Source organism: Vibrio alginolyticus NBRC 15630 = ATCC 17749 (genome assembly GCF_000354175.2).
GTDB classification, from domain to species: domain Bacteria; phylum Pseudomonadota; class Gammaproteobacteria; order Enterobacterales; family Vibrionaceae; genus Vibrio; species Vibrio alginolyticus.
Genome location: NC_022359.1, coordinates 941,674 through 955,378 on the forward strand (window position 1 = coordinate 941,674; position 13,705 = coordinate 955,378).

5 protein-coding genes are annotated in these 13,705 nt (G+C 44.8%); 3 read left to right on the forward strand and 2 right to left on the reverse strand.

Annotated elements, in window-relative coordinates; all coding sequences use genetic code 11:
• The gene (locus tag N646_RS19605; protein WP_021035950.1) at positions 1-8,130 is read left to right on the forward strand and encodes an Ig-like domain-containing protein; all 8,130 of its coding nucleotides are present in this window, start codon (positions 1-3) and stop codon (positions 8,128-8,130) included.
• A gap of 509 nt (positions 8,131-8,639) precedes the next feature.
• Here the strand turns inward: N646_RS19605 and pdxR are convergent.
• Positions 8,640-10,043 (reverse strand): MocR-like pyridoxine biosynthesis transcription factor PdxR, encoded by a 1,404-nt coding sequence (gene pdxR / locus N646_RS19610; protein WP_017821907.1) that lies wholly within the window; start codon positions 10,041-10,043, stop codon positions 8,640-8,642.
• A gap of 360 nt (positions 10,044-10,403) precedes the next feature.
• On the opposite strand from pdxR, the gene ampC reads away from it, so the two are divergent.
• Positions 10,404-11,555, forward strand: a complete 1,152-nt coding sequence (ampC, locus tag N646_RS19615) for a class C beta-lactamase (protein ID WP_017821906.1) — start codon at positions 10,404-10,406, stop codon at positions 11,553-11,555.
• Positions 11,556-11,649: 94 nt separating this feature from the next.
• On the forward strand, positions 11,650-12,288 hold the full coding sequence (locus N646_RS19620) for a CatB-related O-acetyltransferase (RefSeq protein WP_017821905.1): 639 nt from the start codon (positions 11,650-11,652) through the stop codon (positions 12,286-12,288).
• A gap of 339 nt (positions 12,289-12,627) precedes the next feature.
• On the opposite strand, the gene N646_RS19625 is transcribed toward N646_RS19620, so the two are convergent.
• Positions 12,628-13,602, reverse strand: coding sequence for a peptidoglycan DD-metalloendopeptidase family protein (locus tag N646_RS19625; RefSeq protein WP_021707562.1), 975 nt, complete (start codon positions 13,600-13,602; stop codon positions 12,628-12,630).
• Positions 13,603-13,705 lie beyond the last annotated feature (103 nt).

The window sequence follows — 13,705 nt, forward strand, 5'->3', positions numbered from 1 at the left end:
GTGACGGCCGACAACTCAGGCAACTGGACGCTGAGCGGCAGCGAGCTGGATGTCAGTGGCCTGAACAATGGCACCCTGACGGTGTCTGCAACCCAAGCAGATATAGCAGGTAATATCTCCACCGCAGCTAGCCAGAGTGTTACCCTAGACAATGCAGCCCCATCAGCAGTGACCATCACCACGCCGATTGAAACCGATGGTATTGTCAATGCGGCAGAAGACAACGACGTACTGATTGCTGGCTCCGGCGCGGAAGTAGGCAACAGCGTGACCGTGACTATCACGGACAATAACAGTTCTGTCAGTCGTACGGTGACGGCCGATAACTCAGGCAACTGGACGTTGAGCGGCAGTGAGCTTGATGTAAGTGCGTTTAACAACGGCACCCTGACTGTGTCTGCAACCCAAGCAGATATAGCAGGTAATACTTCTACCGCAGCCACCCAGAGTATTACTCTGGACAATGCAGACCCATCTGTTGTAATCATCAATACGCCGATTGAAACTGATGGGGTCGTCAATGCGGCAGAAGACAACGACGTACTGATCGCTGGCTTCAGTGCGGAAGCAGGCAATAGCGTGACCGTGACTATCACGGACAATAACAGCTCTGTCAGCCGTACGGTGACGGCCGACAACTCAGGCAGCTGGACGTTGAGCGGCAGTGAGCTTGATGTCAGTGGCTTGAACAACGGCACACTCATAGTTGCTGTGACGCAATCGGATACGGCGGGTAATACCTCCAGAGTGACCACCCAGAGCATTACCTTAGATAACGCCGCACCATCAGCTGTGACCATCACTACACCGATTGAAACCGATGGTATTGTTAATGCAGTGGAAGATAACGATGTGTTGATTGCTGGCTCCGGCGCGGAAGCAGGCAACAGCGTGACCGTGACTATCACGGATAACAACAGCTCTGTCAGTCGTACGGTGACGACCGACAACTCAGGCAACTGGACGTTGAGCGGCAGCGAGCTGGATATCAGTGGCTTGAGCAATGGCACCCTGACTGTGTCTGCAACCCAAGCAGATATAGCAGGTAATATCTCCACCGTAGCCACCCAGAGCGTAACCCTAGATAACGCAGCGCCATCCGCTGTTACCATTTCCACGCCGATTGCAATCGACGGTATCGTCAATGCGGCAGAAGACAATGATGTGCTGATTGCTGGCTCCGGCGCGGAGGCTGGCAATAGTGTGACCGTGACCATCACGGACAATAACAACTCAGTCAGTCGTACGGTGACGGCCGACAATACCGGGGCTTGGACGACTATTGGCAGTGAGTTTGATGTAAGTGCGTTTAACAACGGCACCCTGACGGTCGCGGCGAGCCAGAGCGATGCGGCGGGCAACACCTCCAGTATAGATAGCACAACAATTACGTTAGATAACGTGAGGCCAACTGTTTCTTTGAGCAGCTCAGACCTTGATTTGATCTCTGGCGAAACGGCGAGTATCACGTTCACCTTAAGTGAGTCCTCAAGTGACTTTACTGAGTCAGATGTCACCGTCACTGGCGGCAGTTTGTCTAACTTTGCGAGCAGCGGTGACAATTACACGGCCACCTTTACGCCGGATAGAGACAGTACAAGTACAGCGACGATTAACGTGGCGGCAGATTTCTTTACCGATGCTGCCGGGAATAGCAACACTGCTGCGCCTCAACTGTCTATAACCGTTGATAGTTTAGTGCCGAGTGTGACTATCTCCAGTGATAAATTGGCGCTGAAAGCGGACGAAACGGCGACCATTACCTTTACCTTAAGTGAAGCGTCGAGCGATTTTACCGAGGCGGATATCACGGTTAGTGGCGGTACTTTGTCTGGTTTTGCTGGCAGTGGTAGCAGCTACACTGCGACCTTTACACCAACGGAAGAGAGTGCGACGAGCGGTACTATTGAAGTTGCCACAGGCACATTTACCGATGCCTCTGGTAACACCAATAGTGCAGCTACACCACTTTCCATCAGCGTCGATACTGTGCTTCCAACCGTTAGTATCACTAGCTCTAGCGCTGCGTTGAAAGCGGGTGAAACGGCAACACTCACGTTTACCTTGAGTGAAGCCGCAACTGATTTTTCCGAAGCCGATGTGACCGTGGCTGGAGGAACTCTTTCTAACTTTGCGGGCAGTAGCGCCAGTTACACGGCTACCTTTACACCTGCAGAAGAAAGCACTGAGGATGCAACTATTGATGTTGCAGCCGAGAAATTTAGCGACGCAGCTGGCAACCTCAATACAGCAGCGACTCAGTTGTTGATCTCAGTGGATACGGGGATCCCGACTGGACATAGCATCAGCATTGATCAGGAGAGCATTAACAAAACCAACGAACAGGCGATGAGCTTTACCTTCGCAGCAGCTGAAGTGAACGCGATGTTCACTTATAGCGTGACCGACGGTACCACGACCATTGACGGCGCTAGTCAAACAATTTCTTCGGAGACCATGCAAGTAACGGGCATTGACGTCACTATTTTGCAAGAGGGGACGTTGACAGTAAGCGTGGTGGTAACCGATGCCGCAGGCAACGCATCTGATGCAGTGACGGATACTGTGACCAAACGCTACGATGTCGCGCCAACGGTAGTTGATGATAGCTTCTCGACTGAGGAAGATACGGCGAAACAATTTAATCTGTTAGCCAACGATTCCGATGTTAATGATGACATGGTCGCTTCTTCTACAACGATTAAAACGCAACCAATTAAAGGTCAGGTGTCGATCAGCAACGGCGTTGTTACCTATACGCCAAATAATAATGAGACAGGCACAGATAGCTTTACCTATACCGTGAAAGATGCCCTGCTGCAGGAGTCGCAAGAGGCGACAGTGACCGTCACTATCATGGCTATAAATGATGCGCCAGTCGCTAAAGCGCTGACCATCAACACCGACGAAGATACCGCAAGCGCAGCAGTCAGCGCGCGTAGTCAAGCGGAGGATGTTGAAGATGGCATCCCAACGGGTGATTTATCGTTAGTTAGTTTGCCTCAAAAAGGACAAGTAGCCATTGATCAAACTGTAGGCACTTTTGTATATACGCCGAATCCGAATGAAAATGGTAGCGATAGCTTTACTTACACGATCGCAGACAGTGAAGGCGGCGTTTCTCTTGCGGCCACGGTCAGCGTCAATATCGGTTCCGTCAATGACTCACCAGTAGCGGAGGAAGACAGTTTTACTTTTGATGAAGATATCACATCGACACTCGATATTTTAAGTAACGACAGTGATATTGAAGATGGGTCATTCACCCCGAGTAGTATTACCCTGCAAGATCTTGGTCAAGGAGAGGGGGTATACAGTTTTGCCACGATCAGTGTCAATGTCGATGGGACCTTAAAGATTGTGCCAACAGCGAACGTTAATGGTCAACATAGCTTTACCTACATGCTAACCGATAGTGGTCAAGCAGTCTCAGTGCCTGCAACCGTCACGCTCAATATTACGCCAGTGAATGATGCCCCCGTTGCTGTTGATAACAGTGCACAACTACTAGAGGGAGGCTCCTTCGAGGTCAATGTATTAGGCAATGATAGTGATGCCGATGTTGGAGACAGTTTTGAACTCACTAGTGTCACAGTCGTCGATACGCCAGCACATGGCAGTGTGAACGTGACGGCGTCAGGAGCGATTGTTTACAACCCCAATGAGAACTACTTCGGTGAAGATAGCTTCACCTATACGGTGGCAGACTTAGCAGGTGCTGTATCTAACGCCGCAACAGTGACCATGACAGTAACACCAGTCAACGACGCACCAATGGCGCAAGCACAGTCACAAACGCTTGATGAAGACAATAGTTTGGTGATCACGCTGGTTGGTTCAGATATTGATAACGATGATGACACTCTGCAGTATCTTATCACTGAGCAAGTCAGTCATGGCGTGCTAGAGCAGTTGACCAATAATAGTTGGCGCTATACACCAGAAGCGGACTTCAATGGCTCCGACTTCTTCTTGTTCAAGGTCAACGACGGTGATCTCGACTCGACAGAGGTTCGTGTCGATTTGACGGTTAATGCAGTCAACGATACACCAACCGCGACCGATATCAGTGCTACGGGAGAGGAAGAAATACCGCTGACCATTACTTTAAATGGTAACGATGCAGAAGGCTCATCTTTGAGCTATCAAATTGTAAAATCGCCAGTCAACGGTAATGTTACCGTCACAGGCAATCACGCGGTTTATACGGGTAACAGTAACTTCTTTGGTCAGGACAGTTTCACTTACAGCGTAAGTGACGGAGAACTTACCTCTGGAGTGGCGTTAGTGACCATCACGGTGAATAACGTTAATGACGCGCCAGTGATTACGGGTACCCCATCGGCGCAAGTTGATGAAGATAGTGTGTATCAGTTTGTGCCCGCGGCATTGGACAATGACCCAGCGGATACTCTGACCTACTTGATAGCTAACAAGCCACCTTGGGCTACATTTGACAAGACAACAGGAGCGCTTTCTGGCACGCCAAGTAACCGTTATGTGGGGACTTATCCAGGTATCGTGATTAGCGTATCCGATGGCACTATTTCTTCCTCATTGTCAGCTTTTTCGATTACTGTGAATAACGTTAACGATGCACCCGTTATCTCTGGTTCACCAGCAACACAAGTGAATGAAGACAGCACCTATCTGTTCACGCCACAAGTGTCAGATGTTGACAGCCAAGCCTTCACCTTCAGTATCGTGAACAAGCCATCTTGGGCTAGCTTTGATGCATCAACAGGCACGCTTAGTGGTACACCAGATAATGGTGATGTTGGCAAATATCAGGGCATTGTTATCTCGGTTTCTGATGGTCTCACGACCACAATGCTCAATAGATTCAGTATTGTGGTTAACAATGTCAATGACGCGCCAGTGATCAGTGGCACTCCTGCTCTTACCGTCAACGAAGGCAGTACGTACCGCTTTGCGCTGCAGGCATCGGATGTTGATAGTAGTAGCTTGAGCTTTTCAATCCGCAATAAACCATCATGGGCAACCTTTGATAGAGCAACTGGGTTGCTAAGTGGTACGCCGGAAAATGAGCATGTTGGCAGCACCAATAATATTGTTATTAGTGTCTCAGACGGTGAGCTAAGCACATCTTTAGCAGCGTTTAGCATCACGGTAATCAACGTTAATGATGAGCCAGTGGCGGTTAATGATACCTATGTCTTTACCGAGAGTAACGATGGTAGCTACTTATTGGATGTACTCAGCAACGACAGCGATGTTGATCTAGATACATTACAACTGGAATGGGTTAAACCTACATCTGGAACGGCAACGATTGTGGGCAGTCAAATCCAATTGGTAACGACCTCAATTGGTACAGTGGCAGTGCAATACAGTGTGAAAGATGGTAACGGTGGAAAGGCCACCGCGAAAGCAATCGTGACAATTAAAAGTGCGAAATTGGACGCACCAACAATAGCCGCACCTTCAGATATCGAAGTGAACGCAACTTCGCTCTTTACTAAAGTTGCATTAGGCTCTGCTGTGGCACGAGATAGTACAGGCAAGCTATTACCTGTTTCATTGGTCGACAGCACGACCTTTTTCCGACCTGGAACTAATACGGTCTATTGGCGCACTCAAGACTCTGATGGAAACGTCGCTGAAGCTAGTCAAACGGTAACAGTGTATCCACTGATAAGTATCTCCAAAGATGCGCAAACCACGGAAGGCACCAATCATAGCGTATCGATACACCTTAACGGTCCTTCGCCGAGCTACCCAGTAATCATACCTTATACGGTTTCAGGAAGCACGGACAGTGATGACCACACGCTCACCTCTGGTGAAGTGGTGATACCTAGTGGTACCGAAGGCAAACTTTCGTTCGAACTACTTAATGATGGACAAAATGAGGGCGTTGAAACCTTAGTGATTGATCTGGACAGCACCCTTAATCTAGGTAGTAAGCGTCGTTACACCTTGACAATCTTTGAAGAGAATGTGGCTCCGAAGGTCAAGGTAAGTGTATCTCAGGCGGGGGAGCAGCGGAGCCAAATTGAAAATGGTGTTGAACCGGTCACAATCACGAGCAGTGTTAGTGATGCCAATATGTCCGATATACACAGTTTCAGATGGAGTAGTGATAGCGATGTACTTAACCAAGCGATTGCGGGGCAGATGTACAGCGAAACATTGACTTTCTCTCCGCAATTACTGAGTTCAGCGATTTACAATTTGCAATTGACAGTTACTGACAATGGCACTCCACCATTATCAGTGACACGGAATGTCTATTTAGAAGTGGTACAAACATTGGCGGAGCTCGGGAGTGAAGACAGTGATGGCGACTTAATCCCGGATGATCAAGAAGGTCATAGTGATGGTGATGGTGATGGTATCCCTGATTATCTTGATGCAATTTCTGACTGTAACGTAATTCAACAGGTTGTGTCAGAAAAAGATCGCTTCCTCATTGAGGGGCAGCCAGGTGTCTGTTTACGCAAAGGAATAACCATTCTGACTAACGCAACAGGAGGAGCTTTATTGCTGGATGAGGAGCTTCCTAAAGATATCAACATGAAGAGCATAGGGGGAATCTTTGATTTTGTAGTAACTAATTTGCCGCTGCCCGGCCAAAGCTATCAATTAGTTTTGCCTCAGCGTTTACCTGTTCCAGCAAATGCAGTGTACCGAAAGTATAACGCTGAACAGGGGTGGATAGACTTTATTGAGGATGCTCAAAACACGGTTTCTTCTAGTGCTGGCGAGGCTGGTTATTGTCCGCCACCAGGGCACAGTTCATGGTCACAGGGCCTGACTGAAGGTGACTGGTGTGTACAACTTACCATTGAAGACGGTGGTCCGAACGATGATGACGGATTGGCTAATGGCAGTGTCGTTGACCCTGGCGTCGTTGCCGCTCGTGTAAGCAATAATACACTCCCTCAAGCGATTGACGACAATGCGTTTGTTAGTCTCAATGGTACGGTGACGATCGATGTATTGAGCAATGATGCTGATGCTGATGGTGATGGGCTGAAGGTAAGTCGCGCTTCTGTAGATATTGGTAGTGTTAGTGTGGTTGATAACAAACTAAGTTATGTCACTCAACCACAGTACTACGGGGAGGCTTTGATCACTTATAGCGTAACGGATGGTAATGGTGGAACGGGATCGGCGAAGGTGACGGTAAATGTGGTAAACAGTCAGAATCCGAATGCGGTGGACGATAATATTACCACCGATGATCGTACCCCTGTCACGGTTTATGTCCTTGCTAACGATACCGATCCGGATAACGACACATTGAAGTTGGTTTCAGTCCAAGCGCAGTATGGGCAGGCGGTCATGAATGCAGATCAGAGCGTGACCTATACCCCTACCTCAGGGTTTGAAGGCAATGATGTGTTGACATATATCATTCAGGATAGCCAAGGCCTGCAAGACGCGGGGAAAGTTATAGTGACCGTTAAGTTGGTAAGAGATGTAAAGGTTGAAAATACTTCAGCAGGATCATTGGGTGGCATGGTGTTGATGCTTTTGATTTTGTTAGGAGCCATGCAACGTTATGGAAGAAACAGTGCTCTAGCACTAATTGCTGTGTTTAGTTTTAGTAGTCAAGCGGGCTGGTATGTTGATGTTCAAATGGGGTCAAGCCATGCAGATGAGCGTGATGCTGTTAAAGGTGATAACGTAATCTCTACTGACAACACCGGGTTCTATCGCTCTGTCGGGTTGGGATATACTTTTTCTGATCAATGGTCTGGAACTATTCGTTATATTGATATGGGTGAAGGTAGTGCTACATTGCGTAGTGCTACTACTTCACCAGAAGACTATCACGCCAATGTCGCATCTATAGCCCCACTCCTTGTTAAGGGCATGGGCTTCGACATCGGTTATAAGTTCTGGCAATACAATTCATGGTCCGCAAAACTGAGTTTGGGGGGCTTGTTCTGGGATACCGATATTGAAAGTACGTATCAAGGCAGCAAGATAACGACGGAAGTGGATGGTTTTGATGGATATATTGGTGCAGAAGTTGGCTACAACCTCTCAGATAATTGGGAGATCGGTATCCAAGGCGCTCGTTATTTTTTACATGAAAATGATGTTGATATAATTGCGGTACAACTTCGTTATTTTTTTGAGCCGTTAATAGCGTATTAACCTAGGGTTTGGTATTTTTCGATAATTTGTATCCTAAGCGATCATGAAGCGATATGGTAAATTACTGGAGATTAATGTCGTGATTGTGATCTTTATTATATAGGTCAATACTCTATAACAAATCCTTAATTACCTTGAAGTCTTTTCTTCTTTAACATCTAGCGAAAGATAGTGTTTTGATAGAGTGTTAAGCAGAACTTACTGTTCGATATTAGAAAAATAAGGTTCATTGAATGCTCGATGTGAACTTAAAAGAAGATGATTTACGCAATAGGGTTGCTGGTAGTGCTGCAAATGTCAGCGTGATACGTCGCTTTACTTTGAACCTAGTACGTTTACAGTCGAAGAAATATAGTGTTGGGGCTGAAGCCAAACCAAGCGTGTCAGAGCGACACAGTTCGTATTGAACCCTTATTGGGTTGAAAAGCGTTCCACGCTGGCTGTCGCCCTGATGCTGATAACTGCGACGATAAATTGATACCGAGCAAAACGATAATTTTATATCTGTTTTAATCCAATATTGATTGAATAATATCAAATGCTTTTTCTATTTTTTGGGTAGGAATAATGCCAAATCCAAATAAGAGGGCATTAGAATGATTGTTGATAGAAAAATGCGATGATGGGTAAACCGCTACATTTGATGAAGCAAATTTATTCATCATTTGTGTCGCGCATCCCGATACTTCAGCTGCTATATGCAATCCACCTTGGCTTGGAATACGTTGTAAGCAATCTATGTTGTCAATTAATTGAGTTAGCTTATTATACCTTTCGCTGTAGATTTTATTCATATTGAGTAAATGGTGAGAGAAATGACCGTCACGCATGAATTCGTCAAGTAGGATTTGAGACACTACAGATGTACTTCTTCCCAAGTGCCATAACATATTTGAAATTGGCTCTATTAAAGACTTTGGCGGAATCATATAGCCAATGCGTATGCCGGGAAATAGTATTTTAGAGAAACTGCCTATCATAACGACGCAGTCATTTTTGTCTTGTGACTTGAGAGCTTTCTTACTGGTATTGAGATAGTGATATTCCGAATCATAATCATCTTCGATAATGATTGCGTTATTAACTTCTGCCCATCTCAGCAGTTCTAACTTCCTGTCAGCTGAGTAGCTAAAGCCTAAAGGGAACTGATGACTAGGCGTTGTATAAATAATTTTGGCATTAGAAGCGATTGATTCAACGACAACACCTTGGTCGTCCATCGGCACGGAGCCTATTTGCGCGCCAAGTAATCGAGCTTGATTTCGAAAAACAGGATATCCTGGATCTTCCGTCGACACGAGATCCCCGGGAGAGAGTAATGTAAGGAGAGTCGTCATTATTGCCTGCTGGCACCCTTGAGTAATGATGATGTCTTCAGGGTCACAGATTACGCCTCTCGAGTGTCTCACATACTCGCAGATAGACTCTCGTAAACAAGCTAACCCTTGTAAATCACCGCCATGTGCAAACTCTGGAGTTAATGCATTGAGCCTACTCAGTCTTGAGTGTCGCCAAATATGCTTTGCTATTCTCTGATGATCAGGAACGCCTAAAGTGAAGTCATAGTCTAGATTCTTTGGTGCGATGATCTCTGGCTTCTTCGATGCGTTAGTGCCAAACACCCCTAGTTGGTAGTGTTTTATTGGTCTCTTATCTTGATTCACCGTTTGTTCTAGAGCATTACTTACGTACGTGCCAGATCCTGCCTTTTTTACTATCCACCCCTCGAACTGAAGTCGCTCATACACCGAAATGACAGTGTTTCTTGCTATGCCTAACTTTTTCGACAGCATGCGGGTTGACGGTAATCTCTCATTTGATCGTAATCTGCCTTCTAATATCCCTTGGTATATCTCGGAGTAAAGTTGTTGGCTGGTGACTTTTCCAGTTTCGAAGTGTAGTGAAAATGGCATCGTTTTCTCTGTAGACGTTGAAAAGTGGTTCTAAAGCGTTGTGAGGATGTGGATCTGTATATACCAAGTATATCTACCTAGTATACCGTTATCGTGATATGGAGAAAGCGTAATTGAGTACACTATTTCCCCATTTTGGAAACGGATGTTACTTACATTCGTATCTAACCGGCCTACCTATCAACGGTGATCAGGTTTAGACCTGTTTATATCGCACTAAAAATTTGAAGACACAGTGTTATTCATCGAGGGTTAACGATTGGAGTTCTTCAAGTCAGGATTACTTTTATATAAAAAGTTAAAAGCCTTGGAATAAACTAGAAATTAATTATAAGTTAAAATTAAAAAATTGAGGGTTCAATGAAGTTAAACAATGCCTTGCTGGCCATTTTATCGCTCACTTCTTTCGTCACGTTTGCGAAAACGGAGTTAACGGTTAGCAGTCAATTAAAGAGCGTAGTTGATGAATGCGCTAAAGGATTAATCAACGAATACGACATTCCGGGGTTGGCTGTTGCAGTAACGATTGATGGTAAACGTTATTTTTATAATTACGGTTTGGCTGACGTAAGTAAGGGGAGTTTAGTCACCAACGACACAATTTTTGAACTCGGCTCTATCAGTAAAACTTTTGCTGCTACTTTGACTGGGTACGCCCAAGAAAAAGGTAAGCTAAACATGGATGACAAGGTCAAAGATTATATTCCAGAATTAGAGAATAGTGCTCTGGGTAATACCAAGCTAGTTAATGTCGCCACCTACACTGCAGGTGGTCTACCATTGCAATTCCCTAGCGAAGTAACGAACGACGCTGAAATGATGCAGTACTACAAAACGTGGAAACCGGAGTACGAAGCCGGTACTAAGAGGAAGTACTCAAACCCTAGTATTGGTCTATTTGGCTACATCGGTGCCTTGAGTATGAAGTCAGACTATACGGAAATGATGGAAACCGTCATCCTGCCTGAGCTCGGTATGACCAATACCTTTGTCGATGTACCAAAGGATAAGCTTAATAACTATGCTTTTGGTTATAGTTCTGAGGGAAACCCCGTTAGAGTTAATCCAGGTATTCTTGATGCGCAAGCCTATGGTATTAAATCAACGAGCTCAGATATGCTTCAATATATCGAAGCAAATATGGGGCAAGCGCAACTGAATAATGATATGGAGAATGCGCTAGAGCAAACTCACATTAAGTATTTTAATACCGATACATTTACGCAAGCAGTAGGGTGGGAAGGTTATGATTATCCCGTCTCACTTTCACAATTATTGAAAGGTAACTCCAGCGACGTAATTCTCAACGCTAAACCGGTTCAAGCAAGTGAATCCGGTACTCTCGGTCGAGACATTTGGTATAACAAAACGGGCTCAACAGGTGGCTTTGGGGCATATGTCGCGTATGTACCCTCTGAAAAAATAGGCATAGTGATTCTGGCGAATAAAAACTACCCTAATGCAGAAAGAGTAGAGGCTGCTTACCATATTATTAGCTCAGTGGTGAAGTAAATTTTAGTGGTAATAGGCACTACGTAATTATTAGAGCTTATTTAGATACATACTATCTACAGTGTTTTATTAGATAGTATTTATAGGAGTATTCATGAAAACTAAGCATTGGTCTAAGGTGACTTTGCTACATGAAGTTGTTACGAACCCAAATATAACGATTAAAGGTAAACATAGTTATTACAGTGATTGTTGGGACGCCGGTTTTGAAGAGTCTGTTGTAAGATATCTACAAGGCGATGAGTTCAGCCGAGATTGGGAACCAAAATGGAAGATTGATAAGTTACATATAGGTGACTTTGTCTGTATTGCAGCGGAAGTTGTCATTGTTATGGGGGGAAACAGTACACATAGAGCTGATTGGTTCTCCTTGTACCCATTTATGGACTCTATTGAAGAAGCGTACGTCGGGAAAGGAGATACTCATATTGGCGATGGCGCCTGGCTCGGTATGCGATCCATGATAATGCCGGGTGTGACTATCGGAGAAGGAGCAATCGTTGCGGCAAACAGTGTGGTGACGAAAGATGTTGAGCCTTACAGCATGGTTGCGGGGTCACCAGCTAAGCATGTCAAATATCGCTTTTCTCGAGAGACGATAGACGAACTGCTTGCTCTTAGGATATATGATTGGCCTGATAAGAAAATCGACAGCCTGAAGAGATTTTTATGTTCAGACGATTTAGAAGGGCTGAGAAAGGCAAGCGCTGAATATGATAGAAACCACTCATAATCGTGACAGCGTCACTGTTTAGAAAGTAAGAAAGAGGTATTGTTGGGCCTCTTTGTATTAGATATCTAGCCAATACAATGAGTAATCATTTTATTCTTTTATTGATCTTTTACGTGAACATGATAGGGCGCGTACCATTTGCGTTCAAGAACAAGAGGACAACGTGTTTGGTTAAGGGGAAACCGATGGAATATCGGGAAATTATAATCATTAAGAGCCGCATGTGGCGGCTCTTTTTGATCCTGAAATTGGTTAGTGGCGACAGACTACGAAGCGCTCAGAAGGTTACGAGGACTCGCTTCAGATAAATGAAGAAAGAGCGAATCGAAGTGGCTGTTGTTACCTATTTGACTGCTCATACCGTTGCCATTCCGCTGTTAACTCTGCTTTTTCTTTTCTCGCTGCAATCAGCATTTCTATATTTACGTCAGTGTTTGGGTGCCTTTGAATGTATCGCTCGTAATCAACCGGAACACCATTGATGTGCAGTTCAAGATGTAAATGCGGCCCTGTTGTTCTTCCTGTGTTACCCGTTTTCCCTATCACTTGTCCTCGGCTGATCTTCTCTCCAACATGGACGTTGCGCTGAGATAAGTGTAGGTAGCGTGATACAGAGCCATTTGTGTGGCGGATATTAATGTAGTTGCCTGCAAAACGGTTGTAGCGGGACTTTAAAACGATGCCATCAGCAATACTACGAATCGGTGTACCTACAGGTGTGGCATAATCAGTGCCTAAGTGCGGAGTCGTTATATTGGTCACTGGATGTGTTCGCTTTAAGTCATAGTCAGAGCTCACTCTGTAGTTTTTATCAAAGGGTGAAGAAAACATGAACTGATTATTTATCGACACACCATGCTCATCAAATACGTTACCGTGACCATCATTGATAATAAATAAATCAGTTTTACTGCCTAAATAGTAAAAAGAACTAATGTAAGTTTCATTTTTACTATTTAATTTAGTTCTTAAGATAAAGTTATCACCTCTTTTAATAGAGTCAATAATATTAAACTTGCTTTTGATAAGTGCTAATAGCAAGTTGATCTCTTTTTGACTCACTCCTGATTTTAATAATGAAGCGACAAAAGAGTATTCAACAACACCGGTAGTGATTTTTTGCCTACGAGTCTTCTTTTTAATTGATGGCTGCACATTCTCACTTTCGAATTCTAAAGGCTTGATGGTAGGTAGCCTATCCACAGGAGTGAGGAAGTAGTGAGAAAGCGATACGCTAATCAATATGATTAACGCAGTAGTGATAAGGGCTACGGTAGGAGCTTGCACACTCCTTTTTATTATTAAAATAGTCATTAGTTTTGTTGGTTTATCAATACTGACAGTTGTGCGTAGAGTATAATATTTTAAATAAAAACTAGCATTAAAGCATGAGTAATTCCTCTGTTTTAACTAAGTT